This is a genomic window from Pseudomonas sp. P42, from assembly GCF_017973755.1.
Lineage (GTDB): Bacteria > Pseudomonadota > Gammaproteobacteria > Pseudomonadales > Pseudomonadaceae > Aquipseudomonas > Aquipseudomonas iridis.
In genome coordinates, this window is sequence record NZ_JACOPU010000002.1 from 489,956 (window position 1) to 515,998 (window position 26,043).

A 26,043-nucleotide genomic window follows, 5' to 3' on the forward strand; every position below is an offset into this window, starting at 1 on the left:
GTGATTGACTCATTCCCTGTGGGAGCGGGCTTGCCCGCGAAGGTCGCGACTCGGTCTATCGCTCCTGCACAACCCTCAATTCGGCGCCCGCTCATTGGCAAACATGCTCACCGCCTGCACCGCTTCACTGGCGCCATCACGAATCTGCAAGATCACCGTACCCGCCTGATCCGCCAGTTCCACGCCCTGGGCCGCGCGATCGCGGGTGCCGTCCATGCTCTTGATCGCCTGGCGGGTTTCGCTCTGGATCAAACCGATCATGTTGGAAATTTCCGCTGTGGAGCCGCTGGTACGCGCCGCCAGTTGCCGCACTTCATCGGCCACCACCGCAAAACCACGGCCCTGTTCACCGGCGCGCGCCGCTTCGATGGCTGCGTTGAGCGCCAGCAAATTGGTTTGGTCGGCAATCCCGCGAATGGTGTTGACGATGGTCGTGATCTGCTCCGAGCGTTCACCCAGGTGGGCGATCAACGTCGAAGACGCGGCAATGTCCTCAGCAATTTCGCGCATTTCGCTGGCCGCTTGTTGAATGACCTGAGTGCCTTGTTCGGCGACTTTCCGCGTCTCGACCGAGATGTGATAGGCGGCGCTTGCACTGCGTGCGTCTTGCTCGTGTTGTTCGACTCGAGCGGTGACGTCCGAAGCGAATTTCACCACTTTGCACAACCGGCCAGAGGCGTCGTAAACCGGGTTGTAATTGGCCTCCAGCCAAACGGTCTGGCCGCGCTTGTCGACGCGTTCGAACAGGCCTTGAAAGAACTCCCCCTGATTCAACCGTCGCCAGAAATCCTGATACGCGCTGCTGTTGACCAATTCTGCGGTGCAGAACAAACGGTGATGTTTGCCCTTGAGCTCGGCGAGTGTGTAACCCATGCGCGTCAGAAAATTCTGGTTGGCCGTGATAATGCTGCCGTCGAGGTTGAATTCAATCACCGCCATCGCCCGGTCGATCGCCTCCAACTTGGCGTTGGCCTCGCTTTCCTGCTGCACCTTGGCCGTGACGTCCATCGCGTACTTGACCACTTTCACCACGTGTCCGGCGGCATCCTTGATCGGGTTGTAACTGGCTTCGAGCCAGACCGATTCGCCTTTGCTATTGATGCGTTCGAACGTGCCGGACTGAAATTCACCTCTTTTCAGGCGTGACCACAACTCGCTGTACTGAGCACTGCGGCCAAACTCAGGCGTGCAGAACATACGATGGGGTTGGCCAATGGCTTGTTCGGCGCGGTAACCCATGGTTTTGAGGAAGTTGTCGTTGGCGCTCAACACCACTGCGTCGAGATCGAATTCGATCACCGCCATGGAGCGGTTGATTGCATCGAGCAGGCCGTTCTGTTGAGTGAGGGTCTGTTGAAGGTCGTCGAGGGCTGATTTGTGGCGATTGAAAAACATGGCGCATACCTGGAAGTAGGGGAAGACGGGGTTTTGTCCCTGTTTCCGCGGGGCAGACCAAGCTGAGGGTTATTGGCATTGGCTGCAAAGTGCCAGCATCCAGGCTGACCAATGAATCTTATACAGACTTATAGGTTCTGTACAAGAAACTGCTGCTTCGAAATTGTACGAACGTGCTCAGATGCCAAGCAGACTGGCGTCATTTGAGGCCGGATCGCTCATCGCCACGCCGATGGTGTTGCGGCCGGCGTGCTTGGCGGTGTACAGCGCCTTGTCGGCGGCATCCAGCCAGACAATCGCATCGCAATACGAAGGCTGAAACTGCGCCAGACCGATACTGAGGCTGACCCGCAGTTGTGGCACATCGGGATGGCGATACTGATCCAGCGCCTGGCGTAGTTGCTCCATCAGTGCTTCAGCCTTGTACAACGGCAGGTTCGGCAGAATCACGCAGAACTCATCGCCGCCGTAGCGTCCGGCCGGTTCATTTTCGACCAGCAGACGTTTCAACTCGCGACTCAACTGTTGCAGCACGGCATCGCCGACGATATGCCCGTAGCTGTCATTGATGACCTTGAAATGATCAATGTCGATCAGCGCCACAATGGCTTGGCTGTTGTGCTGGTGACATTGTTGAAACTTCAGGTGCAGCACATCTTTCCAGGCCCCGTGATTGAGCAATCCGGTCAGGCTGTCAGTGCGGCTCAGGGCGCTGAGCGCGCGTTTGTGTTGGGCCAGTTTGATCGCCAGTTGGTAACAGACCATGCCCAGTGCCAGCGGATACAGGGTCAGCATCGGCAAGCAGGCCAAGACCTGGATTTGCGTCATGATCGGGTTGAATTTGAAGCCCAGCAGCATTGCGCCGAGCAGCACGCCGGCCACTTGGGCGAGAGCGCCGAAGACGAACAGGCGACGGCCACCGGCCGCGACATTGTTCATGGTCATCATCGACAAGACGGTCACGCTGGTCAGCGGACTGAACTGGAAACACGCGACCCAGAAACCGCCACACAGCGAGTCGTACAACAGGTTGCGGCGTTCGGCCTGATAAGGAAACGCCGAGTGGGTCGACATTTGATAGGCCACATGCGGCCAGAAAAATCCGTTGAACACCAACAGCACCCATAGCCAGGTCGGCGTGCTCAGCGGATACAGCGCGGCGGCGACACTGAAAAAACCGACACCCAGCCCAATGGCGCGTGGCAGGTAAATACGTCTGGAGAATGACAAGCCTTTGCCGCGTTGGTTTTCCATGATGTCCTGCGCCAGATCGCCCTGAAATACTTTGCAGTATTTTTATCGAATTGACCGTTCGTCGGTCATTGGCGGACATTGTCATTTATTCCAGCGGAAATAATCAGTGTCCTTTCGAGCCATTTGATTTGGGGTATGCGCAGGGGAGGGTCGATCTAGAGCTGATAGTGCGCCAGAAACATCTCCAGAGCCGATTCGGCCACGGTGTTCTGCATGGCCTCATCGAGCGGTGGCCGCCCCATGGAAATCTGTGGCCAAAAGCCGAACGACTTCAGCAGACCCTGCAACTGTTGCGCGGCAAAATCCGCATCAACGGCTTTCAACCGGCCATCTGCCTGGGCGGCACGAATCCATACGGTCAGGCCTTCTTCCCGCTCTCCCATGCGCGCCACCATGTTCTGCGCGCGTTCCGGGGAGTGAATGGTCGCGGCAATCGCCACGCGAGCCAGGCTCAGAAAATTGTCATCAGCCAACAATTGCAGTTTGGCCAACAACATCTGCCGCAACTGATCGCGCAGCAGCTGATCGGCTCGGTAAATGACCGACTGCTCGGCGCTGATCCGCGCCCACAACTGGTTGAGAATTTCGGCGAAAAGCTCTTCTTTGCTGGGGAAATGGTTGTACACCGTGCGCTTCGACACACCGGCGGTCGCTGCGATTTTGTCCATGCTGGTGATCTCGAAACCGTTGGCACGGAATTCGGCAATCGCCGCTTGAATGATGGCTTCGCGTTTGCGGTCGGTGAGGCGCTGTGGAGCTGTCATAAGTACGCTTCGGCAGGAAAAGGGTGAAGTTACACTTGGCAGTTTACTTGTCATCTCGTTTGATGCAACCTAGAAACTACACCGTCGAGTGTAATGTTGCGTTAATCCTCGCAACCTAAAAACAGACCGTTCGGCTGATGCGTGCGTGCTTTGGCCATTTATCGTCCCACCGAGGAAAACCGTGAATCGCACGGGTTTTCTGGAGTCACTCAGTCATGGCCAATCCAGTTTCCGTTCCGGATAAAACATCCACGCCTGAAGCCTCTCGACAGGATCAAGGGCTGTTCCGCAATCATGCGCCGGTGCAACGCGAAGGTGTGCGCAAAATGCTGCGGATCATGTGGAACATGATTTTCCACAAACCGAGCAACACCCGACCTGCCGCGGCAATCCCGGTGCAACCGCTTACCCGTGAAGATCTGCTGGCAGCGCCAAACCACAGCGTCTTTCGCCTAGGTCACTCGACCCTGTTGCTGAAGATGCAGGACAAATTCTGGATCACCGATCCGGTCTTCGCCGAGCGCGCCTCGCCCGTGCAATGGGCCGGCCCGAAGCGTTTCCATCAACCACCGATCAGCCTCGACCAGTTGCCACCGATCGAGGCCGTGATCCTTTCGCACAACCACTACGACCACCTCGATTACGAGGCGGTGCTCAGGCTGGCGGTCAAAACCAATCTGTTCCTGACCCCGCTGGGCGTCGGCGACACGCTCATCAAGTGGGGCATCGACGCGAACAAGGTGCGCCAGTTCGACTGGTGGCAAGGTACTGAAATCGCCGGTGTCCGCTTCATTGCCACTCCGTCGCAGCACTTTTCCGGTCGTGGCCTGTTCGACGGCAACAGCACCTTGTGGGCGTCCTGGGTGATGATCGACGGTGATACACGAATCTTCTTCAGCGGCGACAGCGGCTACTTCGACGGCTTCAAACGCATCGGCGAACAGTTCGGCCCGTTCGACCTGACATTGATGGAAACCGGCGCCTACAACGTCGAATGGCCGCATGTGCATATGCAACCCGAACAAACTCTGCAAGCCCACATCGACCTAAAGGGCCGCTGGCTGTTCCCGATCCACAACGGCACTTTCGATCTGGCGATGCATGCGTGGCATGAACCGTTCGACCGGATACTGGCGCTGGCCTGGGAGCGCAGCATTTCGATCACGACGCCGCAAATGGGGGAGGCGTTCAACATCAGTCAACCGCAGCGCGGCAATGCCTGGTGGTTGGGGGTTGAAGGGGAGAGTGAGGGCGTTGTGCAAAACGCCTGATCCCCTTCAGTCAGTGCTGATGTTGATTTTCGTGGTGACGAGGAATCTATCCCGTCGCCACAAACCCTCACTCAGCCATCGCATATTCCCCATGCCCTGCTGATTCCGAAGCTATCGCGTTCAAACTCGCACTACGGCCCGGCGCAAACCCGGGAAAGAACACCAGCCCCCGCGACTCAAACCGGTAGGCCAACGCCAGGCGTGCCGCATCCGCCACTTCTTGCTGCGCTTCAAACCGTTGAATGTCGCCTACCGAAACTTCAGCCTCCCGCGATAGCTGTTCCACGCTCCAGCCCAGCATTACTCTGGCCTGCACGCAGTGCGTCGGGGTGAACTGGAAAAGGGCAATGCGTTCGAGGATGTGGTTCATCGCAAGAGAGGCCATGGTGTGCTCCGGGCTCAAGAGTGCTGATTGAAAATGTACTGTGTTTTTGTACAGTTGTTTTCAGTCGGGATCAAACGCATTTTTTGATTTTGCCTAATTTGCCGCCTCCAACCAGACGGACGGTGGCTGACCGAGGATGCGCCGGAACATCGTCGAAAACGCTGCGGGGCTTTCGTAGCCGAAGTCCAGGGCGATCCGAGTCACCGTTTCATCCGCCGCCAACCGTGCCAGTGCGAGCACCACGCAGGCCCTTTGCCGCCATTCGCTGAAGCTCATTCCGGTCTGCTGGCGAAACACTCTGTTAAAGGTCCGTAAGCTTATGTGTAACTGCTCGGCCCAATGTTGTGGCGACTGATGGGCGTTGGGCTGATGCAGAAAGTTCTGACACAGCGCGAGTAGTTTTCCGTCGTTCGGCAATGGAATGTGCAGGGGCAAAGGAGCACTGCGTGTAACTTCGTGCAGCAACAAATCGATCAGCAAACCGTCGCGCCCACTCGGGTCGTAGGCCTGCGGAACCTCCACCGCTTCCATGAGCAGATGGCGCATCAACGGTGACACGTCGATAACCTGACAGCGCTCGCCCAAATCAATCGCCCCCGGTTCGATGTACAAACTTCGGGTACTCACCCCAAGCATCACTACCTCATGCGCCACCCCCGGCGGAATCCACACCGCCCGTTGCGGCGGCACCACCCAGTTGCCGTCATGGGTACTGACCTGCATCACTCCCGTCGCGCCGTAGAGCAATTGCGCTCGACGATGCGTATGAAATGGCAGCAGATGGCCGTGGGAATAATCCGTACCGATCGCCACCACCGGGCGCGGTGTGTCATCCAGCAAATTGATTGAAACATTGCGCATCGAACGGCACTCAGCGGTTGGCGTAAACGCAAACATTATTGGCTGATTTGCTGAAGCAGGCCAACCTATGTCGCTCTATCGTCGACCGCTCCCCATCACCGGAAGACGCGCCATGTTCTACCTCCTGCTAACCCTCTTTGGCTGTCTGACCGGCATCACCGCCGTGCTCTTCGGCTTTGGTGGCGGCTTCGTCGTTGTGCCGCTGCTTTACCGCATGCTTACCGCCATTCACGGGGCCGGCGACCCCATCGGCCAATCAGCGATGCACATTGCCGTCGCCACTTCGACCTGCGTGATGATCGTCAACGCTCTGATAGCCACCGACAAACACCGCCGCGTCGGCAATCTCATTCGGGATTACCTTTGGCCGTTGGGCGGGTTCATCGGATTGGGCGCGATCCTCGGCGCGATCGCCGCCGTGTGGGTCAGCGGCGAAGTCATCCGCTATGCGTTCATCGCCTACCTTGGCGTGACCATCGTTGATTGCCTGCTGCGACGCGGATTTCTCACACACGCCGCAGACGTCATCCCGCGCCTACTCGGCAATACGGAAACTTCTGCCGGCGGTGTAGGCATTGGCGCCATCGCGACGTTCCTTGGTGTAGGAGGAAGCGTCATGACCGTGCCGCTCCTGCGCCGCAGCGGGTTGAGCATGTCGCAGGCGACGTCCATGGCCAATCCGCTGAGCGTGCCGGTGGCAGTGGCCGGGACCCTGACGTATATGGCGCTGGCCGGTTTTAGCGAGACAGATCTCGGGCCGTGGTTCATCGGGTATATGGATCTGCTGGCGTTTGCGCTGTTGACGGTGGGGTCGTTACTGGGGATTCGATTGGCGACGCGATGGATCGGGCGGATACCGGATCGTGTGCATGCATGGGTTTATGTTGGATTGTTGATAGTCGTGATGCTGGGGATGCTGCTCAAGTAGAGCCTCGATTCCTGCGCGCATCCTCTGCATACTTCGCAGCCTCATTCATTCAGGGATCGATTCATGCTCAAGGGACTGTCGCGCCTGGCGCCGTGCGCCGCGGCGCTGTTCACACTGATTTCCGCCGCCCATGCTGAAGATGGCCGACGCGTGTTCACCGGTACGTTGGGTAAAACACCGATTGTGGTGGAGCTCAATACCACGCAGCCGGACGAAGTGAATGGCCGCTATTTCTACGAGAAATACCATCGCGATCTGGCACTCAGCGGTTCGTTGCACGAAAGCACTTTGACGCTGGTAGAAGGTGAAAACCGCTATGGCGAAGATGAGCCGTTACCAACTTTGAAGCTGGAAGAAACCGGCAACGGCTGGCAGGGCGAATGGCAAAGTCCACAGGGTAAAAAACTGCCGGTGAAGCTGGCTGAGGCCAAACTCCCAGCGCCGACCTCAATGACTTTGCCATTTATTGCCACGCTGCCCCAAAGTGCACCGTATGAGTATTTGCGCCTACAGGGACTCAAGCTCAAACCCGCGAAGAAAGAAAACTTCATGGGCTACGACCTGCAGTGGTGGACTGAGCCAGAGTCGAAGATCTCCTTGTTCAGCGTGGAATCCGGTTTACCAAAAGATGACCTTCAGCGGGTCAATCAGCAGTTGCTCGGCAGGTTGTGGCGCGAGGTGATCAGTTATCACGGCTGCCTGCTGCAAGGCGGCGTGAACACCGACTTCATGCAACAAGCAGAACTGAAGATGATCTCGCCAGCGGTGGTCAGTCTTAACATCTCCACCAGCTATTACTGTGGCGGTGCACATCCGGACTTCGGCGATTCACCCCTCAATATTGATGTGCGAACCGGCCATCCGTTGTCTTTGGCAGACGTGTTATGGGTCGGAGCGGGCAAGCCACTGTCACATGCCGACCGCGACAGCACAGGTGACCAGCCGTTGAGTGCTTCGGAAAGTGCAGCGTATTCAACTTATCAGCGCGAAGTGCTGGTGCCTTGGCTGATCAAGCAGTTCATCACGCTTTACCCCAATGAAATGAAGAAACCAGCGGAGGACGACGACAACGCTTGCGACTACAGCGACGAAAGCATTTGGGGATACTCACCCTGGTACTTCACCACGAAAGGTCTCTATCTCGGCCCTTACTTTGCTCGTGTGGCCCGCGCTTGCGATGCGCCAGACTGGTCGATCCTGCCGTACTCCGTCGTCAAACAACACCCCGGTGCCGTCAAACTGCAACTGCCACAAGGCTAACCGTCACTCCAGCCCCGGCGCTTCGCGAATGATGAAGTGATCCAGGTTCTCGATATTGGCATTGAAGACCTCGAAAGGCTTTTCGGGGTTCTTCTTGCCCGGCACCTGCTTCAACTCCGGCGTCACACCATAGAAAAAACAGAACAACGCCTTGTCGCTATCAGCGGCGTGCTTGATCTCCTCCAGAAACGCCTTGCGCTTGCGGTAGTTGTCGATCAGCTTCTTGTTCAGATAAACACTGACCGCATAAGGCTTCTTCTTACTGTCCTCCGGCTTCTTGAACCAGACCTTGTCTTCGAAATCGATCCGGAAACTGGCGCCGCTGTGAAAGTCTTCAATCTTCTTGATCCGCCCCCAGTAAATCAGCCCCTTGTTGTCCGTCAGATATTCAATCTTCTTGAAGAACGAACTGTACGGCGCCGAATGCTCACCGACCTTCAACGGCATCCGCTTGAGCAACTCCTTGTCGGCGAAGTTCGAAACAAAGCACTCCACCGGATGCGCGAAAACACTGGTCTTGTCCGGCGCCGACTCGCGACTTGCGGACTCTTTACCATTGTCCACCGTCACTCGTACCGGATCATCGCGCGACACATCCGCAGCTCCCGCTGGCGCGACAGGCTTGCGCACATACTCACGCCGCGTCAGCAGCAACTCCGACGGGAAGTGTTCCTCGCGACCGTCATCCGCCTCGCCATCCGCCGTTTCAACACCCGAGGCTGAAGCTTTCAAGCTCACATAAGGACAACCCACCACATGCTGCGTCGTGGGCAGGTTCTTGAAGTGCGGCGTGCGAACGTAATTCACGTTCTTGGCGTTGAACGTACCCAACTCGTTGGAGGCCTCGAACGCAGAGCGACAGGCATCGTTGGGGCACTGGAAGTGTTCTTTGGCAGAATCGAACGCCACCGTCTCATCGAAATTGAGATCGCGAACATCATAGATCGACAACTTGTCGTCGAGGCTGAGGCAGTAGGCGAGATCGAATTTCATGGTGGGGCTCGGATCCTTGAGTGGGGGAGGGGTATTAATAGCGGGAGGCGGCGCGGGTTGCACTGATTGTTTTCAGGATGATGCGGAATCTGTGGGAGCTAGCCTGCTGGCGATTGGTGGGATCAACTCAATCGTTGATCCCGACAGCAACCTCGCATGACACGATAGGCGACTAAATTTTTAGTTTCCGTAGCTAGCGAGTTGGTAATCGTATTGAGGATCGTAGAAGAATCTTCCGGTTAGCGTTTCCAGTTGTGCTAGCTGCTGAAAATCAAGATCGCAACCGTAGAGTTCGTCTTCTGCGTCATTCCATTTCATGATGACTCGCAGCTGCTCGATATCCTCTGCCGAGATAGGTACTTCGAAAATCAGGGCTTCGGTGGATCGATCAAACGCATAAATTACGTGAGTCATGGTTCTATCCTTCTCTTTGCAGAGGCCGGTTTGTTCTGCTCACCGGTGTCAGAACCATCGTTTACACATTGCAGCTGAGCTGGAATTTATAAGCAGGGTTATAGATTTCTTTCCCCAGTAGTTTTTCCAGGGCTCCAAGCTGTTCGTGCGAGAGATCGTATCCCTCCCATCCTTGCTGTTCCACCGTCCATCCCATGATGGTTTTTATCGCCTGATCTGATCCACTTGGGAGTTCCTCTTCAAAAGCCAGGAAACCGCTTTCTTTATCAAATGCCTCGATTAGATAGATCATGGTTCTACTGTCCTCGTGCCGTCCGCTGGTTTGGTTTGCGCGCCAGTTGCTGGGTCATACTCACCGAGATGGCGACCTCGTTTGTCATACATCTCGACAGTACCGTGTTGTGAGTCCCATTCAAAAATCAGTCCTTTTCTGGTTTTCCATCGCTTTCTAAGCCCCCCGCCTCCTTTAACGGAAGTCTTACGATCTGCCTTAATCGCATCCGGGAACGCTGCAAGTCCAGGCGGTGCCGGATGATATTTGTGATCAGAAACACTCACCACAATATAAACCGGCCTGACCCCCGAACTCTCTGGAAACACCAGAATGAAATCCTTGTACTCCGGTGGGTAAACCGGATTCACAAGGATGTCGTTCGCCGCTTTTGTTGGCGGGTAAACCCAGATGTGCGGGGCCTGCGGGGCGGCTTCCAGAGCAGGAATGCCGAGAATGTCGGAGCCGTCTACGGCGGGTGTCCAGATCAGTTCGACACCTTCACCCAGATTCGCGACGTACTGGCTGTCGCGGGTTTCCAGCTTCACGACATCGACCATTTCCCAGTCGCGATTCTTGCCGGTGTAGAAGGCATAACCTTTGAGAGCGCCGTCGGTTTGTTGCTCGATGCGCAGGCGAACACGGGTTCGGGCCTGCTTGAGGGCGCGCAATTGTTCCTCGGTGTAGAGAGCGCTGTCACCCAGGCTGGGCGTCCAGAGCAAAGCGACCATGCCGGTCATGAGTGCGGCACCGGTAGCGCCAATGGCGGCTCCAAGACCTATTGCTGGCGTGGCGAGTGTCGGGCTTCGCAGAGCAAGGCGCCCGAGGCCGAGTGAAACGGTACTGCCGCTAATGGTTTGCAGATTCAGCAGCCCGGCATCATCGGCCTCACGGGTACCGAGCAAAGCGAATTCGCCGTAATCCCTCAGGCTGTCGGTCGGCACCATCCCGGAAGGATTCGAGTAATCAATGATCGCGTCCGGCAGCTTGCAAGACTTCGCGAACACGCACCCAGCCCGAACCGCCTCGACTTTTTTGACAGCAACCTGCCGGCTGCGCTCAAACGCATCCTGCCGAGCCAGCATGGCCTCGTAAGCGTTCTGCCTGGCTTCGCGCTCGGCCAGTTCGGTCGTGCTCATGAACCGGTAGGTGACGTGATGCCCGTCGCCTGAAGGTGGGTTCCTGACCCGGGGAATATCCTTTTTGCCAGCCACTGATCATCCTTTCGTTCATTTATCGGTCGCACCGGAAAGAAGCCGGGCGACGTTAACGAAGGTGATGCATTGAGGCTGTAGGACGGGTCTTGGATCAGGTTAGGAATTGTCGCTGTTTGATTTGGAGGTCAGTGCAGAGCCTTTAGGACGTTGGGATTCCTCGGCACAAGTTTGATCCTCTATTCAGGTCTCAACCGCTCGACTTTCTTATAAAACTCAGCGGTGAACTCTTTTCTATCGCTGGAGTGGTGGCAACGACGATGGCAGTTCGGGCACAGCGCGACCGTGTTGCATATGCGGTCGGTACCGCCATCAATAAGGTGCTTAACATGATGGACTTCAAGAAAGGGGCGGCCGTTTGCGCTAACGAATGGTGCGGTTTGCCCGCAACCTTCACAAATGCCTTGGGAGTGCTTGAGTACCCATTTCTTTACGCTCTGGGCGCGGGCAAGTCTTACGACAGTGGATGTCGTCTCTTTAGGGTTTAGAACGCCCACTGGCGCTTCATTTTGTTGAGGTGCAGTGACCTGGACCAACTGAAGCGGAGTAAATGTAGTGGCCCGTTGTTCGCCTTTTCGTAATGCGTGGATGCCCCTCTTCGCGAGGAATTCCTTGATCCGTTTACTAACGCCAGAACCAAGGTTCTTTGCCGAAACGTAGCCAGTAATTCGCTGCTGCCCCAATTGCTCCATCACCGCAGAGATGTTCTGCATGCGGTACTCGACGGAGGAGGCGCTGCGTTTGTTTAGCGGGCCTTCACGCAATAGACGGTTTTCGTCTGCCTTTTTGAATGGCTGCTTTTTCTGCTCAAGAGCAAACATCTTCAGGTACGCGTCTACCGAAGCCTCTAGCTCCTCATCGCTCCAGCCAGTCTTTTCTTTCGAGGTATCCATACAGTCGCCGAGGGTTGAAAACCCTCGGACGATACTGAGTGGCCATTACTGCTGTCTACGAAAATTCCTACAAAAAATAGCGACGGATCTCGCATGTGATCCTACAAGCGCATCGCTCACCCCATCGAATGCTTCGACGACTGAAACGCGTGAGCGAGCCTTCGCCACCAAGGCTTCGTCGCCATCGCTTTTCGTGGTGTCTGATCGCTCAACAGATAAGGCATGTCCCGCAGCCGAATCCAACTTTCATCCTGCCAATTCAACAGACTCAATGACATCTCCGGCCAATCCAACAAACTCAACAGCGGCCGATCTGAATGGCCTAAATGTTCAGCATCGCGCAAGGCCGGCACCACCTGATGAGTCAACCACTCACGCAACAATCGATTCCCCGGAACGTAGTGATACACCAATAGCGCGTAGACGCCGGACTCGCTGAGCATCAGTTGTTTTTCGGGTTGCCGGAAATACTCAATCCACAAAACGCGACGCTGATCCTTGTCCAGTTTGTTGACCATGCGCTCGCTCAGATGAACACCCATCAAACGGCCGATATCGCGAGCGCAGAACCATGGTTGGTTTTCGAGTAGAAGGGCATGAAGAGCGAGGTTGTGGCGAGAGAAGACGGTTACAGAAAAAGGATCGGGCATATCCATGACCTCTACATTTAGATATTGGAGAGCCTGGCCCCAACGTAGAGTGGACTTAAGAAATCCCAACGAGCAGGCAACCACTACCGACGCCGTGTGCGTCTGTGGGTTGACCATGCTTTCTACGTTGGGCGTTTCTTAGGCACCTGCGATTGAGCTTAGAGGTGCTTGTGGAGGGTATCAATGCGGAAGCGACTGTAACTGTTGTAGGACATTTAACGCTGCGGTGTAGGGATGGAAACGGATTACCCATCGCCCATAAAAAAGCCCCGATTAAATCGGGGCTTTTTGCATTCTCGACTTGTCGACTCAGACCGCAACAGTCAAATCGTGGCGAGCGAGACTCCCCATTTTTCATTAACGCCTGAACTCACAAGCGTTGATTCTGTTGGTTTTTGTCAAAATCACAGATTAAACGATGTCAAGATTTCTCGATTTTTATCTGTTTTAGGCAAAATAAGCTAGCAAATATTACAAGGCTTAGCAATAAACCAGTCGAGCTAATAGTTAGTTATATTGGTAGGGTGTTAGTGGAGGAGAGGGGAGTTATATGAGATGATGTTTTACCGCATAATCCTGCAAAGCCGCCCGTTCAACCATCGGGTAGTCTGTATAAGGCAATAGCGGGTGGGCTACACTTAGCTTTTTCGTTCGGATCAGGTTGTGCGCAAGGTTAGGATGCCCTAAATATTTGTTGGCTTGTGAGGCGATGCAGTACTTTTCCATTATTAGTGAAATTTTTTGGATGTCACCTTCCAGCAGATAAATTGGCTGATTATTTCCAATCGCGTTAACAAAGCCGGACGCTATGAAGAGTCGAAAGAATGGTACTGCTGCAAGTTGGTGCCGTTTTCTCACGGTCGAGACTTTTTCTAGCAATAGCGCTCTTCCCGACTTGTAACCATTTGAGTTGGGGCGGCAGGGTAGTGAAAAAACTGCGGCAACATCGTCTATCTTATAGATTTGAGTTTTGAAAGAGGTGTTCGTTGCTTCAGGTAATGGATTTATTCCAAACCTGGATAATGTTCGGACTACGCATCGGATGGGGATGTTCAACCACTGGGCAATGATCAGTTCTGTGGTGTAATGATCATAGAATTCATCCACGCTTTTTTTCTTTAGTAGTTTTTTCAACCGGTTTGTTGTGTCTGCGAGATCCAATACTTTGGCATGGATCAGCTTCATTATCAATGCAGGTGGGAGGTGTAACTGGCGACTTGCCTCATAGTTGGTAATGCCCGATGCGTTAGCTTCAAAAGTCTCATCAGTAGTTATTAATGTAAGCACTTGAGAACGCAAAAAATGGTAAGAGGGATTTCTATCTACTCCGGGCCCCGTAACTGGAGCGATGCCAGCCTGTTTAAGGACAGTACTGCTGGAGTGCAGCGTTAAGCCCAATAACTGTGCCGCTTCGGTGACACTTATGTAATTGAGTTTGAATTGGACTAGCGTCTTCTCCTCGATTAGGTAGGCATTGTTTTTGGATCCGCCCACCGACGCTGAAATGAGTCCGGCGGCTATAAAATAACCAATTTGTGGCGGCCCGACCCCCAAAAATTTTGCTGCTGCCGAAGAGTTCAGCCAGATTCCCGACTGGAGTGGGTCATGTTTCGGAAGCCCGAACCAACTTGCGTCACGCTTCTGATATTTTTTAGGGTGAGGGGTGCACCACTCAATCACTGCTTTGCTTGTTTCTATACTCATCACATGCAAACATAATCTTTGATTTCTGAATTCGGAGTTGCGCGCTTCTAAGTATCGAAGCGCTCGGTGTATTTTGTGTACGGGAATTAGAGTGTTGGCTGACAGCTTCTGCGTGGAAATGTATTGTTGGGAAAAATTTTCCACGTCAGCAGAATCAAATAAAATGGAATTTTTCTGCCGTCTAATCGGGTGCAGTAGGATTTCGTTTATGGCCTCCCGTAATCCGGGTGTACTTATCATCAGAGTTCTTTTTAGTTCCCCAAGCGTTATGCCTGCAATATATTTTTTTTGGCTAAACCCGTTTTTTAGTTTTAGTTGAAGTATGTGAGCATTCATCGTTTGCACTTCCTTCCAATGGAAGCGACCCGTTGGCGGCAAATTGTTAAATGTTTGGCGAGCTTTTTTCCATTGATGTGGGTTTAAGTTTTGCCAGGCGCGAATTTGGCGTCCCGTTAAGGAAAATGATGACAATGGTTTTTGTGTGAGATCTCGTTGTACATTGTCACTTGTAGCCTTTTGACATAGGAAAGTTTTTATGCAGTCCTGATATTGCTCCGCTGGGATTAGAGAAAGTTTAGCGCAAATAATTCGTTTTGGTACGTCGGGATAAAGTGCGTGCAGTTTTTCTAGATTGTACATGACCGCCTTCCGGTCCCTGTCCAGCAACGCCAGCGCTATCATGACCAAGGTTCTTACTGCGCTGCACTCGTGTTGATCTTTTTTTAAAAACTCCAGAAGCAGCAGGTATTCTTCAAATTTTCTGAATTGTCCACAATCCCCTTGTCTAAACAAGTTCAAAAGCTTACGTTCAATGATCGCATCTTCAGGCCTGCACTGCGGTGACGTTGGCAGCTCTTTGCATCGGCACCTGCCGGATAACAGGTTGCACCAATTTAGATCCGTCCCACAGTGGGGACATTTATCCAGATACAGGCGTAAGTGATAAGGACAATAAACGGCAAGTCTCAGATCTTTGATGAAATACTCCTGGCCGGTTGCCCAGCATTCCGAGCAGAAGGCAGATCGTTCCTTTCGCACCATCTCTGCTCTGACCACCTGCCCGCCGATTTTCAATGGTGGTGCTATTGGTAACGGCCCCACCGGCTCGTAGAACCCGCTCAGAAAGCGTTCCGTGTTCCAGCCAGATTGCGTTGCAATGGCCTGGATAATGGGGTGCGTGCGAGCTAATATCGGCCTGTAGAAGTTGGCTTCTCCAAAAAGGTCCTTAAGATCCGTTCTAACTGTACAACCATGCCGGATCGCCATACGTCTCAGCACGCTGGTCGGACTTTCTTCGGGAAGCGGGGCAGGCAGGAACAGTATCTTACTCATCCTCCGTCTCCTCACAGTCCAAAATGAGTTTCAACGCGTCGTCATAAGACAGTCCGAAGGGATTTCCGTTTGACAAGTTTTTCGGCATGTCTGCGTACTGACAAGCCGTAATGAAATCATCCATCCTCAACTCGAGCTTCTCATTGCGGTACAGGCATGTCTTCAGCGCATCGTTGATGACCAAACGCATGCGTTTTAAATTGCCTCTGGTACCCACATACAGAGGAGCCGCGATCGTTGGATCATTAAGGTGGACACCTCTTTCGAGCGGAGCCACCTGATACATCGCCCTGTCCAGATGTTTCAACGTCGCGTAGTAGTCGGAGTTATCTCCCGTTTCATAGCGGAAGTTTGAAAGCTCGGCGAAGTATGGATATCTGTTTTCAAAGGCTTCGTCTTCGCGGCGAATGTTACGGCACAGGCAGGTGCCTGAAAGGATTACCGGAATTCCGGAGCCGTTGAGCAGCGAAACAATCCATTGCAGGGAATCCAGTCGTACCTTCTCGGCCACAGTGGTGAAGCAGAGGCGTTGAATTTCGTCGAGAAAAATCACCCTTACCTGAGATGTTTTAAGACACGTGATGAGCTGATGGGTTAGCTTCTCAACGGTACCACTAGGGGTAGCGTTAATCAGCATGCGCAACATGTTCGTGATCAGGCCTTTGACGGTGGCCGGTGAGGGGACCTCGCAATAGAAGACAGGAAGATTGGAGTAAGTGCCGTCTTTACGATGAGTTTCTGCGTCCGCGACATAATGCTTGCGAAAGTAATTACACAGCGTGGACTTCCCTGTCCCGCTTGGGCCGCAAAGCAGGGCGCACGCTGGTTCACCTAGTGCCTCCGTATTCTCGATCGCATTCTGGATTTGCGAGAATGCGTGCCGGTACCGCGGATGGAAGACAATTTTGCTTTTGAACGCTTTAAGTACTTGCTGACGCTCGAGCTCCATGATAGTGGACCTTTTGTGCGTGCGGACTGACGGATTATCAGGGCGTTGGGGACACTGATGTCGGGGAGGTAGCCCGGCTGTGGCTCACTCCAAGAAGTGTTGCCGGCAGCCGGCTACATCGCTTTTCGCTAACAGAGACGGAGATTGGCGCAGCCCGTGTGGCTGACAGGGCAATGCTCTGCGAGTGGTCGTGATCGCTGGCTGGCACCGAGCTGGGTCTGAGAGGGCACAGGCGAGTGCCTCGACATTGGCATGTGCATGGCCTTAGATCTCCTCAGACGAATAGTCGTCGGGTGTGTTGTCGTGGTAACGGTAGGTCGTGGGCTGCGGTTTCAGCGGCTGCTGTTCGCCGCCGCTGGCAGCGCGCCGGGTTTTGGTCTGCAATGAGCCCTGTTCTTCGGCTCGGCTGTGGTTACGCCGTTGGGCCGGCGTCTTTACTAGGGCCAGCTCATGCAGCAGTGCCACCCTGGCGCGGCGCGCCTTGTGCGAGTCGAAGCTTTTACGCTCGGCCCTCAGACGTTTAAGCGTCAGTTGATGAAGATGCATGGTCAAGCCTTGCTGGTAGTCAGGCTCTACAGCTTGCAGCTCCAACACCTCGTCGGGATAACTGGGATGGCAGGCCCAGGCCAGACCGAGGTCACTCGGGTCGTAGTAGACCAGTAGCTTCTCTGCTTTGGGCTCGCGGTTGGCCAGATACCCTACCGCCGGCCCGGTCCAAAACAGGGAGTTGTAGCGCAGCCGCCCCTGTTGGGGAGAGGCTTGGAACGCACTGAGAAAGTGCTGACGTAATTCGGACTGTGAATAGCGCCGGGGCGGAAACATCTCGGAGTACGCCGCTTCCCAAGCCCGATTGGGAGACGTGTTCAGACTGCTGTGCACGCGTTCGCAGTACACCTGCGTCACCCAGCGGGAAAAGGCGTCTCTGACGTCGTAGATGGTCATGCAAGCGTTTTTTTCGGAGCTGTAGTCACCCCGTGCGCCGATGTTCGAGAAAGTCGTGCCTCGCATCACGTGGGCGATTTCTTTCGACCAAGTTCCGAAGAACGCTTCCACGTGAGGCTTCTGATTGCCGGTAGCAGGCTCGCAATAGCACACCTCACCGCCCAGCATGGCGATAATTCGACGCAGATTCTGCGCGATGAACTCGGCGCCGCTGTCGAAAACGTAGCGGATGGCTACACCGGCGTATGTGTTATCACTGGATAACGATCGCTTGAGTGCCTGGAGGGTCGTGTCCAAAGAGGGGGGATTAAATCCGATAGACCAGGCATACGGCATCCGCGTGTAAACCTCTAGGAACACCGTCAGGTAGGGGCGGCCAATGACCTCTCCATCACTGCCCACTACCATCACGTGCATCTGCTGCGTGTCGGCCTCGACGAGTTCGAACAATCGTCCAGGCCGATCCCGCTTGCGAGTCCATCCCTGGTGTTTCTGGGCATATTTGCTGCCATGCTGAGCCAGCGCTCTTTCATAAGCGTCGAGCTCTCGCAGGATACGGTTGAGGGTCGATTCCGATGGGATCTTCAAGCGATCGTGGCTGGGTCTGCCGTCGTTAAAGGCTTCCAGCTCCAGGACAATGGCATCGATCACTTCAGTTTTACAGGCCGGTTCAGCTTTCAGGTAAAACTGGCTGACCTGTTGATTGATCACCTGCTGAACCTCCCAAGGCTGGAGGGCTAAGCGATGTTTCGCTCTCTGCCGTCGGCCGGGTATCAGGGCAAGGCTGCTGTGCCCCGATTTGCAGAAAGCCCGTACCCAACTGCGTGCCGTGCTGAAGCTGGGGGGACTGATGTCCTTAATGTCCTTAGCCAGAGCGCTGATCATCTGCGAGCTCCGCTCCCTCGGCATTTTCCCTCCAAACCGTTTGGTGAGCGCATGCACATAATGCCAGCGTCGGTCGAATGCAGCCGCGTAAGGCTTGGGGAGCCCCGCAAGGACTTTCTGTGGATCCTTCTCGATGGGCGCCTCCTGATCTTTGACCAGGTCACAGCGCTTCATCGCACGTAGTAGAACTTCCCGGGTTTGGCGCAATACGATCCGGCGGCCTTCGACGGCGCGCAGTTGCACGGTTTCACCTTGTTGATCGACGACCTGAAAGCGCTGGCCGCGGTAGCGGTAGTGTTCACCGATTTTAAATTCAGAGATGTCCATCATGGCCTCCGTAGATCCTGCTTTCGGGCGTGAGCTTCTGCTCAAGGTTGACCCGCAACTCATTCAGAAAGATGGCGTGGCTGATATCTGCGGGAGCGATACCCCTAGCCAGCAGTGCTGCAATGGTCGTCTGTTTTCCGGCATGCGCGACGACCTGAGCACGCACTTCAAGTGCTGCCCGTTTAGAACTGCTGAAGCTGTGGTGATAGAGGTACCGCAGGTTTTGAGTGACCAGACGCTGAGTCAGTTTGTCGTGAATGAGCCACCGGAATAGCACTCCATGCTCCAGCAGCATGGCTTCGACCGCCTTCGTCCAGTCACGCATGTGTGGTCTGGCCTGGTCATCCGGTAGCAGAAACTTGTGGTACACCGACGGTCCGTTGCTGAGCGCAACGAGAAAGTCGGCCTTGTAGCGTAGTTCACCCTTGCACACGGTTGGAGGGCGGCACTGGTAGGTGCGGACATCGTGGTGATACTCGAGGTGAACGCAATAATCAGCCTGCATGAGGTTGCCGCAGGTGATCGGGCCATGGTTTTTTCGTGACGGGAAAAACGTTACTCGACTCCCTGGGCGTCCTTTGCTCAAGGGCGCACGGGGCCGGTTTTCGAGACAATCCCTAGATGTTACAAGCATTATCGTGTTCCTCCGGGGGGCGCGCTGAGTTAAGCAGTCATGACTGTCAAGCAAGCTGACCTCCACGCAGCACGCCATGGGATATAAGTGCCCAATTAGCGCTAGCAGGGTCTTCGAGGAGACCATCGTCGTGACAATAGGGGGCTGAGCGCCGCGAAGATCCGGCCGATGATCTGTGCACGGTGCCGGACTCCTGCGTGGGGAATACGCAGCCCGGTGTCGTTCAGTGAAGTGGCCAACGCTGCGAGAAGATTGCGTTGGTGCATAGTGTGCTCCCCGATATTACTAGGCGCCTCCGCACGATCGGCCTGTTCGGGGCGTGCTTGGACGCAGTGGTGAGAGAGGCTGGTGCGCCAAGGCGGGGCACCGAATTGTCTATGCGAGGTGTTATCTAGGGCTATAGGCCGCCGTAAGGGCGGGATACTGCGCAGGTACAATCGATGGCGATGCATGGTCATGTCCTTCAGATAGATCCAAGCAAAGTGCCGGATCGCCAGCTCACTGTAGGCCGGTACGTACATTCATACTGCTAACAGAAATTCCTTTAAATTTTGAGATAGATATTGGCTATGGCCATAAGGATCAACGGCTTACACTCACCGAGGTTGCGCATTAGCTGGCGAGAGATGACAGGCCGTCAAACGACAAAATTGGCGCTAAATTCACGATAGGCATTGTATATATCTAGACACGTCAGAGACTTAGCGCGACCCAGTTTTCGCATTGCTCTGTCATGAACGGTTATAGCCTGTGACGTCGGCATGGGTGACGAGATGCGCTGGCTTCTGTTTCGTAGCGTTCTATAGTTATGTACTGGGGCTACGGGCCGCAGGAGTGACAAAGTGTCGACACTTTCGAGAGTGGCAATATGCCGCTGTCGCAACCGTTTCCTAGGCGCCCAGATGTACCAGATATCGGGGGCTCGTGACCGGAACGAATTTGCCCGGTGGTGCGACTATCTGGATCGTCCGTATCTCTATGCCGTACCGGGCGGTCAAGTGATCGCTGGCGCAGGCGTAGCCAATCCCAAATGGCTGCGCCTACTGGATGACGGGAGCCAGTTGCAGACCCATTGCCTAAAGCGTCTGATTGCAGCCTTCCCGGTGCTCAATCAGGTGTTGCAGAATCCGTTGTGGACGTTGCTAACTTGGGACTCGGAAGACGCTGAGAGGCCTGCGGCCTTTCTACAGGACCTTCTGCCCAGTTGCCGTGCCCTAGTCCCTAGTTCCTATCGCTGTCGCGTCAATGCGCGGATGAGTTGGGCGCTGGGTATACCGGATTGGAGCAGGCTGGCGATGCCACTGGCCCTGCTAGGCTGCAGTTGCCCGCGCCGGATGCCGCAGCGCATGTGGTTGCATAAATATTTCAACGACTACCTGACCCTCGCGTCGCTCTCGCCTGAGTGCCAAGGCTGTTTTGCTGACCTGTGGTTACTCATTGACAATTGGTTACGCGCCAGAGGGCTGGAGCCCAATCCGTCACAGCCTGATTGGCCGGTCGACGCCGCCGCGTTTGCTGATCAATGTGTTTTGTGCAACGAACGGTTCGCCGATCTGAAGGAGTGGGGATGGTTGCCCGCCGATGATCGCAGCGCGCGGTGCGCTATTGCGATGCTCTGGTGTCTCTGTATTGGTGGCAAAGCGTTTGAAAAAAAGCTGCAGGGCAGTCTGAACCATGGCGTGCGTCGGTGCCCGCCCTTACTAATGAGAGCGATGAGGGCGTTGGATCCACGGCTCGACGTGCCCAGTGCGGTGCGAGTAGACCGATCTCTCGAGGGCTAACACGTGGCAAGGCCCCGAACACTGTTTGCATAGGAAAGGTTTCATGCGCGATGCGTCGACGTGTCTAACAGGCGTTGCAGTTGAAGAATCTGCCGCTGCTCATGCCGTCGGTACAGAGCATCGCTGCGCTGCTTGAGCAGAGCCGCGCGCAGACGTTCGCGTAATTCTGCCTCCTCCGTTTGCCACTGGGCCTGTGCCTGCTGATGACGATGGGCGAGTTGTTGCCACTCGTCTCTGGCCTGGCTGTAATCCCGCGAGTCGGTAAGTGCCTGTCGGCTAGCCAGGCGCGACTCGGTGAGCAGCCGTTCGTTGGCTCTATTGAGAGTGGCTAGTTCTTCCTGTTTGGCGAGCAAGGATGCCTGCAGGGTCCGAAGTTGTTTGGACAACTGCTGGACCTGCTGATCGTGACGAGCCAGTTCCTGTTCTCGCTGAGTCCGTTGTTGCTCCTGATAGTGATCCCGCGAAGCTTTGAGGTGATCGTAACGCTCACTCAAGGCGGTAAGGTGGGCCTTGCGCTCATCTAGCGTGTGCTGCGCGTGAGTCAATTGCCGTTGCTGCGCCTCGAACTGGGTCTGCAGGTCCCGGGCATAGCTCTGCGCCGCCAATTCGCGCTGGCGGTGCTCTTCCACCTGTGCATCCAGGCGGCGGACCTGATCCCTTAACGATTCCACTAGTTCGCGTTGTTGCTCCTGAGCTTGCGCGTGCCGCTGCCAGGCTTGATCGACTCGGGTTTGATCGTTCGCGACTGCTTGTTTGGCTGACTCTTGCAGCCGCTCGGCTACACTGCTGATCAGGCGCACCAGTTCGTCTTCCAGAGCTACCGGATCTGAGGGCGCCTGCACGGCACTGAGCTCCTGCAGATAGCGCAGGATGGTGCTTTTGGAGCCCGTGTTGCCCAACTCGACTCGCACCGCGTCAATGCTGGCCCGGATGCCTCGAGCCTGCAGTGCGTCGCGAGCCTTCTGGACCAGCGCCTTGTTGATGCCACCACGTGCCATGAGATGTCTCCTACGATTTCGTAGCTTGTTATGGAGTATGTAAGTACGGGTGTACTTCTGTCCTCTGGTACGTGCGAACAGGCGACGGACTGACGTTCGAGAATCCTGATTTCTTGAACGTGATACGCATTTTTAACGGAGTTGCGTGCAAACGCGGTACGCGAGGAGGGCAGGGGCATGAGTGCCAAGGTTGATCGATACCTTAACGCCGCCCGTCGTGAAAGCACCGCGCGGCGGTATCAGCAAGTTATTGAGCATTTTGAAGGTGCCTGGGGCGGACTGCTGCCGTCTTCCAGCGAGGCCGTGGTGCGCTACCTCGCCGACCATGCCGAGAGGATGTCCAGCAATACCTTGCGCACTCACTTGGCCGCATTAGCGCAGTGGCACAAGAGTCATGGTTTTGCCGATCCCACCAAGGCAACCAGGGTGCGTGACGTGCTGCGTGGTATTCAGGCCGAACATCCAAGGCCGGTGAAGCAAGCTGAGGCCTTGCAATTGCAAGCGCTCGAGGCATGCATCATGGGGTTACAGACCCAAGTGACTTCGGGCAGCGACTGCCAGCGATTACGGGCGCTGCGCGACCAGGCGCTCATTCTGTTGGGTTTCTGGCGAGCCTTTCGCGCCGACGATCTGTGTGGCTTGCGCGTCGAGCATATAAAGCTGCGCAGCGCGGAAGGGCTGGAGTTGTTTGTGGCCAGCAGCAAAACTGATCGAGAGCATCAAGGTCGGACAGTCACGGTACCTGCGCTGAAACGACTGTGCCCCGTACAGGCTTATGAGGAGTGGTTACAGGCGAGCGAACTTAAGGAAGGGCCGCTATTTCGCTCCATCGATCGTTGGGGTCACATCGGTGTTGAGCCGCTGAACTCCAACAGCATCTCGCGATTGTTGCGTTTAGCTTTTGCCCGCAGCGGGTTAGATGGCGAATGCTACAGCGGTCATTCATTGCGCCGGGGCTTTGCCACCTGGGCCAATCGAAACGCATGGGGCACCAAAGCATTGATGGATTATGTCGGCTGGCGGGACGTCGCCTCGGCGATGCGCTATATCGACAGCACCACATTATTTGGTGAGTGGCGCGGTGACAGGTGATGTCGACGATAACGAGTAGACAGCAGTGGCGTATTTTCGAGCCCGCCACAGCGAACGGCGAAATGCAGTGAACAGGGGGAAGCGCTCCCATCTAGCACGAAGGATGTAGGCAACCACAAACCCACCATCTTCAAAAACGCTTTGATAGGCATCTGGGGGCATTGATGTTGCGATACGCCGTATTAGGTGAGGAGCCAGCATGCTCATCTCCCGGAGAGCAGGCTGTGACGTTGTTCCACTGGCGCGCGAGTCTTGAGCTATATGGATATCGATTTACTGCGCAGGATGATGATTCGATGCCATCGCGTGTAGAACGAGATGGTCGGCGTGTCGCCGTTGGCTGTTTTCCCGGGTTGATTAATACGCCGGCGTTTTCTCACCCCGTTGCGTCAGTCGTTGGAGTGATGGACGCGTAGCTTTGAATGAATACTTGCTCCGATCAGATTTGCCCAGAGCGAACTTGAAGGTGAGGCAAGGCTTTTTCGAGAGTTAGAGCAAAATATGGGGGAGCTGGCAAGACTATTCGGCCGAATGCGGTAAATGTGTTTGGTAGGAGTGTTTTCGAATCTCCATAAACTTTTAGCAACGGGGTGTCTATTAGGGCAATTTGGTTCTTGAGATTTTCCATGCGACCAACTCAGGGCCCAGATCTTCTGAAATTGTCCACGTAGCTATTACGTTGCGCACAGAGAATGCCAGCTGGTATCTGGTTAGGAGTCAGTCAGTCTTTCAGTCATAATAGTGGTCTAGACCATTTAGCGGTTGATCACGGAAAAGCCAAGGGGGAGGGATAAAGTGAGTATGCCGAGTGAACGCACCCGAAGTGTGATCCAGACAGAAGCGTTTTTACGAGAGTTGACAAAGAGCCCCTTCATTCCTGAGGAGTACCGTAATGAGGCGACGCGCCTTCTAAGACATTATCCTCAGTCGTCGTATGTCCTATTCGCCGGCAAGCTGGATGACATTATTCAGCGTGCAGAACCTGGAGATCGAAGGAGGGAGTTAGCCATCAGCGGTTATCATCCTATGTTCACTGGGGAAATAGAGCTTTAGGCCAGTTCTGAAATAAGCTCTGCTGTTCGTAAAGCAGATGCGATTGCCGAGACTCGTTGTGTCTTATCGGTCCTGGCGAGTGATGTCGTGTGGAATTCAAGCATCGAATGCCCATCGCATCGACTGCGGCCAGTTCGTCACATTGCGGCCATGACGATGAGCTTTTGGCCGATTGTTGTCAGTAGAGGCCATGTGGACGCAGGATTGTGGCTCCCCCCATCAGCGAAAAGAGCCGCTCTCCATGAAAGAGCCCGTGCGGACACCCGTCAAATGCCAAGACCGGTAATGGTTCTGGGGATGTCATCGTTGACCTCCCTGACGACATCCTCAACTGCATGGGTCTCAACCTTGCTGACTTCCTGACCATAGAATTGGTGGGCTGGAGCATAGCGCTCAAGCCAGTTCGTGATGCAGATGTCCAGCACTAATACAGCTATCACACCGCAGATACTCTTAGCGGTTGGCAGCAATAGGCCGATTCTGTTGAAAAAGCCGGTTCTTCCAGACTGCCCGCATACTGACCGCTGAAAACGCCTTATCTGCGTGCCACTACGCGAAATCTGAGCCCGGAATCCTCTGCTCAATGTAAAGAACTCAATCTCAAGCGCGTACTTTTCTACCGTGAAAACCGTGGTCGTCTTTTTCAACATGATGAGCCAAAAGCGGACAGTTATGCAGGGTTAGCGAACCTTCCTTGTAGCTTGATGGCATCTAAGAAACTAGGGGCGATTCAAAGCTCGCATGATTTGGTGATAACCTCGTGCTGAATCGCCCCGGATTCTTTAGACACCTTGCAAACTCATTGCGTAACGCTTTTCAAACTCTACCGGTGACAGCTGATTGTTGAAACCATGGCGGCGTTTTACGTCGTAGAACATCTCGATGTAATCAAACACATCACTCCGAGCATCTTCCCGCGTGGTGTAGATTTTTCGCTTGATCCGTTCCCGTTTCAGAAGCTGGAAAAAGCTCTCGGCCACGGCGTTGTCATGACAGTTGCCTCGGCGACTCATGCTGGCAACCAAATTGTTTGCCTTCAAAAAGCTGCGCCAATCGGAGCTGCTGTACTGGATGCCTTGGTCGGAATGAACCATCACCTCTTGCTTCGGTTTACGCCTCCAAACCGCCATCAACAACGCATCAATAGCCAAATCACTGGTCATCTTCGACTTCATTGACCAGCCAACGACCTGCCGAGAAAGCAGATCCAGCACCACTGCCAAATACAGCCAGCCTTCATACGTACGAATGTAAGTGATGTCGGTGACCCAAACTTTGTTGGGTGCTACGACATCAAACTGGCGCTTCAGTAAATTGGGTGAGGCGACCGCAGGCTTACCGCCGTACTTTCCAGGGCGACGTCGATACCCTGTCTGAGAGCGCAGCCCTTCAAGACGCATCAGCCTCGCCACACGATGGCGACCACAATCCTCACCGACTTCGCGCAGATCGTCATGGACTTTGCGATAGCCATAAACGCCGCCGCTCTCCAGCCAGGAATGCTTGATCAAGCCCAGCATTCGCTGGTCGTCTTTGGCGCGTACAGATTGCGGCTCAGACAGCCAGGCGTAATAACCGCTGGGATGGACTTTCAGCGTCAGGCAAAGCCGTCGAATGGAATATCGGCCACGTCGGGCATGGTGTTGGATGAAGATTACGCATCGCTTTTCATGATCGACCAGAGCACCTTGAGGCTGCCATGGCAAATCAACATCGTCGTGCAATTGCGCGGGCTTGCCAGCGGACTGCATGACGGACAAAAGTTGAGTTCGGGTGCGCGCAGCGTTATCAAG

At 54.8% G+C, this 26,043-nt stretch carries 23 protein-coding genes and 1 pseudogene; 6 read left to right on the forward strand and 18 right to left on the reverse strand.

The window, feature by feature from the left end; genetic code table 11:
• Positions 1 to 75: 75 nt before the first annotated feature.
• From H8B20_RS07150 to H8B20_RS07160, 3 genes are all read right to left on the reverse strand, one after another.
• Positions 76 to 1,395 (reverse strand): methyl-accepting chemotaxis protein, encoded by a 1,320-nt coding sequence (locus H8B20_RS07150; protein WP_210622729.1) that lies wholly within the window; start codon positions 1,393 to 1,395, stop codon positions 76 to 78.
• A 177-nt stretch (positions 1,396 to 1,572) separates the two neighbouring features.
• Positions 1,573 to 2,649, reverse strand: coding sequence for a diguanylate cyclase (locus tag H8B20_RS07155; protein ID WP_210622730.1), 1,077 nt, complete (start codon positions 2,647 to 2,649; stop codon positions 1,573 to 1,575).
• A gap of 155 nt (positions 2,650 to 2,804) precedes the next feature.
• Positions 2,805 to 3,413: a TetR/AcrR family transcriptional regulator gene (locus H8B20_RS07160; RefSeq protein ID WP_210622731.1), complete on the reverse strand. Its 609-nt coding sequence runs from the start codon at positions 3,411 to 3,413 to the stop codon at positions 2,805 to 2,807.
• A gap of 215 nt (positions 3,414 to 3,628) precedes the next feature.
• Between H8B20_RS07160 and H8B20_RS07165 the strand changes: the two genes are divergently transcribed.
• Complete coding sequence (locus H8B20_RS07165; RefSeq protein ID WP_210622732.1) at positions 3,629 to 4,684, forward strand: MBL fold metallo-hydrolase; 1,056 nt, start codon at positions 3,629 to 3,631, stop codon at positions 4,682 to 4,684.
• A gap of 67 nt (positions 4,685 to 4,751) precedes the next feature.
• Here the strand turns inward: H8B20_RS07165 and H8B20_RS07170 are convergent, their stop codons facing one another.
• Positions 4,752 to 5,069 carry a helix-turn-helix domain-containing protein gene (locus H8B20_RS07170; protein WP_210622733.1) on the reverse strand — a complete coding sequence of 106 codons (318 nt, stop codon included), beginning with the start codon at positions 5,067 to 5,069 and terminating at the stop codon, positions 4,752 to 4,754.
• Positions 5,070 to 5,162: 93 nt separating this feature from the next.
• Entirely contained in the window at positions 5,163 to 5,930 is a 768-nt protein-coding gene (locus H8B20_RS07175; RefSeq protein ID WP_210622734.1) for an AraC family transcriptional regulator, read from the reverse strand.
• Positions 5,931 to 6,042: 112 nt separating this feature from the next.
• Between H8B20_RS07175 and H8B20_RS07180 the strand changes: the two genes are divergently transcribed.
• Together H8B20_RS07180 and H8B20_RS07185 are read left to right on the forward strand one after the other, a co-directional pair.
• Positions 6,043 to 6,858 carry a sulfite exporter TauE/SafE family protein gene (locus H8B20_RS07180; RefSeq protein WP_210622735.1) on the forward strand — a complete coding sequence of 272 codons (816 nt, stop codon included), beginning with the start codon at positions 6,043 to 6,045 and terminating at the stop codon, positions 6,856 to 6,858.
• A gap of 63 nt (positions 6,859 to 6,921) precedes the next feature.
• Positions 6,922 to 8,118 carry a hypothetical protein gene (locus H8B20_RS07185; RefSeq protein WP_210622736.1) on the forward strand — a complete coding sequence of 399 codons (1,197 nt, stop codon included), beginning with the start codon at positions 6,922 to 6,924 and terminating at the stop codon, positions 8,116 to 8,118.
• A gap of 3 nt (positions 8,119 to 8,121) precedes the next feature.
• On the opposite strand, the gene H8B20_RS07190 is transcribed toward H8B20_RS07185, so the two are convergent.
• The 10 genes from H8B20_RS07190 to H8B20_RS07235 form a co-directional block, all read right to left on the reverse strand.
• Complete coding sequence (locus H8B20_RS07190; protein WP_210622737.1) at positions 8,122 to 9,111, reverse strand: hypothetical protein; 990 nt, start codon at positions 9,109 to 9,111, stop codon at positions 8,122 to 8,124.
• A 180-nt stretch (positions 9,112 to 9,291) separates the two neighbouring features.
• The gene (locus H8B20_RS07195) at positions 9,292 to 9,525 is read right to left on the reverse strand and encodes a DUF7683 domain-containing protein (RefSeq protein WP_210622738.1); all 234 of its coding nucleotides are present in this window, start codon (positions 9,523 to 9,525) and stop codon (positions 9,292 to 9,294) included.
• A 61-nt stretch (positions 9,526 to 9,586) separates the two neighbouring features.
• Positions 9,587 to 9,817 carry a DUF7683 domain-containing protein gene (locus tag H8B20_RS07200; protein ID WP_095191659.1) on the reverse strand — a complete coding sequence of 77 codons (231 nt, stop codon included), beginning with the start codon at positions 9,815 to 9,817 and terminating at the stop codon, positions 9,587 to 9,589.
• Positions 9,814 to 11,010, reverse strand: coding sequence for a colicin E3/pyocin S6 family cytotoxin (locus H8B20_RS07205; protein WP_210622739.1), 1,197 nt, complete (start codon positions 11,008 to 11,010; stop codon positions 9,814 to 9,816). Before H8B20_RS07205 ends, H8B20_RS07200 begins: the two co-directional genes overlap by 4 nt.
• A gap of 179 nt (positions 11,011 to 11,189) precedes the next feature.
• The gene (locus tag H8B20_RS07210) at positions 11,190 to 11,903 is read right to left on the reverse strand and encodes an HNH endonuclease (RefSeq protein WP_210622740.1); all 714 of its coding nucleotides are present in this window, start codon (positions 11,901 to 11,903) and stop codon (positions 11,190 to 11,192) included.
• Positions 11,904 to 12,019: 116 nt separating this feature from the next.
• Positions 12,020 to 12,553 (reverse strand): BRO-N domain-containing protein, encoded by a 534-nt coding sequence (locus tag H8B20_RS07215; protein WP_210622959.1) that lies wholly within the window; start codon positions 12,551 to 12,553, stop codon positions 12,020 to 12,022.
• Positions 12,554 to 13,099: 546 nt separating this feature from the next.
• The gene (locus H8B20_RS07220) at positions 13,100 to 15,589 is read right to left on the reverse strand and encodes a TniQ family protein (RefSeq protein WP_210622741.1); all 2,490 of its coding nucleotides are present in this window, start codon (positions 15,587 to 15,589) and stop codon (positions 13,100 to 13,102) included.
• Complete coding sequence (locus H8B20_RS07225; RefSeq protein ID WP_181643072.1) at positions 15,582 to 16,538, reverse strand: TniB family NTP-binding protein; 957 nt, start codon at positions 16,536 to 16,538, stop codon at positions 15,582 to 15,584. The genes H8B20_RS07220 and H8B20_RS07225 overlap by 8 nt, the downstream gene beginning before the upstream one ends.
• Positions 16,539 to 16,802: 264 nt before the next feature.
• On the reverse strand, positions 16,803 to 18,692 hold the full coding sequence (locus tag H8B20_RS07230) for an integrase catalytic domain-containing protein (protein ID WP_181643073.1): 1,890 nt from the start codon (positions 18,690 to 18,692) through the stop codon (positions 16,803 to 16,805).
• Positions 18,679 to 19,017 (reverse strand): hypothetical protein, encoded by a 339-nt coding sequence (locus H8B20_RS07235; protein WP_210622742.1) that lies wholly within the window; start codon positions 19,015 to 19,017, stop codon positions 18,679 to 18,681. Before H8B20_RS07235 ends, H8B20_RS07230 begins: the two co-directional genes overlap by 14 nt.
• Before the next feature lie 1,211 nt (positions 19,018 to 20,228).
• Between H8B20_RS07235 and H8B20_RS07240 the strand changes: the two genes are divergently transcribed.
• The gene (locus tag H8B20_RS07240) at positions 20,229 to 21,107 is read left to right on the forward strand and encodes a hypothetical protein (RefSeq protein WP_181643075.1); all 879 of its coding nucleotides are present in this window, start codon (positions 20,229 to 20,231) and stop codon (positions 21,105 to 21,107) included.
• A gap of 41 nt (positions 21,108 to 21,148) precedes the next feature.
• Here H8B20_RS07240 and H8B20_RS07245 read toward each other — a convergent pair whose 3' ends face one another.
• Entirely contained in the window at positions 21,149 to 22,105 is a 957-nt protein-coding gene (locus tag H8B20_RS07245) for a DNA-binding protein (RefSeq protein ID WP_210622743.1), read from the reverse strand.
• 177 nt (positions 22,106 to 22,282) lie between these two features.
• On the opposite strand from H8B20_RS07245, the gene H8B20_RS07250 reads away from it, so the two are divergent.
• On the forward strand, positions 22,283 to 23,197 hold the full coding sequence (locus tag H8B20_RS07250; RefSeq protein WP_181643077.1) for a site-specific integrase: 915 nt from the start codon (positions 22,283 to 22,285) through the stop codon (positions 23,195 to 23,197).
• 801 nt (positions 23,198 to 23,998) lie between these two features.
• On the forward strand, positions 23,999 to 24,250 hold the full coding sequence (locus H8B20_RS28120; protein ID WP_338104089.1) for a BPSL0761 family protein: 252 nt from the start codon (positions 23,999 to 24,001) through the stop codon (positions 24,248 to 24,250).
• 266 nt (positions 24,251 to 24,516) lie between these two features.
• Here the strand turns inward: H8B20_RS28120 and H8B20_RS07255 are convergent, their stop codons facing one another.
• Together H8B20_RS07255 and H8B20_RS07260 are read right to left on the reverse strand one after the other, a co-directional pair.
• Complete coding sequence (locus tag H8B20_RS07255; RefSeq protein ID WP_210622744.1) at positions 24,517 to 24,900, reverse strand: hypothetical protein; 384 nt, start codon at positions 24,898 to 24,900, stop codon at positions 24,517 to 24,519.
• 132 nt (positions 24,901 to 25,032) lie between these two features.
• Positions 25,033 to 25,884, reverse strand: a pseudogene (locus H8B20_RS07260) (IS3 family transposase); the annotation flags it as partial.
• Between the last annotated feature and the right edge of the window lie 159 nt (positions 25,885 to 26,043).

Excerpts from the sequence above, each read along its gene's own strand:
- H8B20_RS07150 (WP_210622729.1), bottom strand. The coding sequence starts at position 1,395 with ATGTTTTTCAATCGCCACAAATCAGCCCTCGACGACCTTCAACAGACC.
- H8B20_RS07155 (WP_210622730.1), bottom strand. The coding sequence starts at position 2,649 with ATGGAAAACCAACGCGGCAAAGGCTTGTCATTCTCCAGACGTATTTAC.
- H8B20_RS07160 (WP_210622731.1), bottom strand. The coding sequence starts at position 3,413 with ATGACAGCTCCACAGCGCCTCACCGACCGCAAACGCGAAGCCATCATT.
- H8B20_RS07165 (WP_210622732.1), top strand. The coding sequence starts at position 3,629 with ATGGCCAATCCAGTTTCCGTTCCGGATAAAACATCCACGCCTGAAGCC.
- H8B20_RS07170 (WP_210622733.1), bottom strand. The coding sequence starts at position 5,069 with ATGGCCTCTCTTGCGATGAACCACATCCTCGAACGCATTGCCCTTTTC.
- H8B20_RS07175 (WP_210622734.1), bottom strand. The coding sequence starts at position 5,930 with ATGCGCAATGTTTCAATCAATTTGCTGGATGACACACCGCGCCCGGTG.
- H8B20_RS07180 (WP_210622735.1), top strand. The coding sequence starts at position 6,043 with ATGTTCTACCTCCTGCTAACCCTCTTTGGCTGTCTGACCGGCATCACC.
- H8B20_RS07185 (WP_210622736.1), top strand. The coding sequence starts at position 6,922 with ATGCTCAAGGGACTGTCGCGCCTGGCGCCGTGCGCCGCGGCGCTGTTC.
- H8B20_RS07190 (WP_210622737.1), bottom strand. The coding sequence starts at position 9,111 with ATGAAATTCGATCTCGCCTACTGCCTCAGCCTCGACGACAAGTTGTCG.
- H8B20_RS07195 (WP_210622738.1), bottom strand. The coding sequence starts at position 9,525 with ATGACTCACGTAATTTATGCGTTTGATCGATCCACCGAAGCCCTGATT.
- H8B20_RS07200 (WP_095191659.1), bottom strand. The coding sequence starts at position 9,817 with ATGATCTATCTAATCGAGGCATTTGATAAAGAAAGCGGTTTCCTGGCT.
- H8B20_RS07210 (WP_210622740.1), bottom strand. The coding sequence starts at position 11,903 with ATGGATACCTCGAAAGAAAAGACTGGCTGGAGCGATGAGGAGCTAGAG.
- H8B20_RS07215 (WP_210622959.1), bottom strand. The coding sequence starts at position 12,553 with ATGCCCGATCCTTTTTCTGTAACCGTCTTCTCTCGCCACAACCTCGCT.
- H8B20_RS07220 (WP_210622741.1), bottom strand. The coding sequence starts at position 15,589 with ATGAGTAAGATACTGTTCCTGCCTGCCCCGCTTCCCGAAGAAAGTCCG.
- H8B20_RS07225 (WP_181643072.1), bottom strand. The coding sequence starts at position 16,538 with ATGGAGCTCGAGCGTCAGCAAGTACTTAAAGCGTTCAAAAGCAAAATT.
- H8B20_RS07230 (WP_181643073.1), bottom strand. The coding sequence starts at position 18,692 with ATGGACATCTCTGAATTTAAAATCGGTGAACACTACCGCTACCGCGGC.
- H8B20_RS07235 (WP_210622742.1), bottom strand. The coding sequence starts at position 19,017 with ATGCGTGACTGGACGAAGGCGGTCGAAGCCATGCTGCTGGAGCATGGA.
- H8B20_RS07240 (WP_181643075.1), top strand. The coding sequence starts at position 20,229 with ATGTACCAGATATCGGGGGCTCGTGACCGGAACGAATTTGCCCGGTGG.
- H8B20_RS07245 (WP_210622743.1), bottom strand. The coding sequence starts at position 22,105 with ATGGCACGTGGTGGCATCAACAAGGCGCTGGTCCAGAAGGCTCGCGAC.
- H8B20_RS07250 (WP_181643077.1), top strand. The coding sequence starts at position 22,283 with ATGAGTGCCAAGGTTGATCGATACCTTAACGCCGCCCGTCGTGAAAGC.
- H8B20_RS28120 (WP_338104089.1), top strand. The coding sequence starts at position 23,999 with ATGCCGAGTGAACGCACCCGAAGTGTGATCCAGACAGAAGCGTTTTTA.
- H8B20_RS07255 (WP_210622744.1), bottom strand. The coding sequence starts at position 24,900 with ATGTTGAAAAAGACGACCACGGTTTTCACGGTAGAAAAGTACGCGCTT.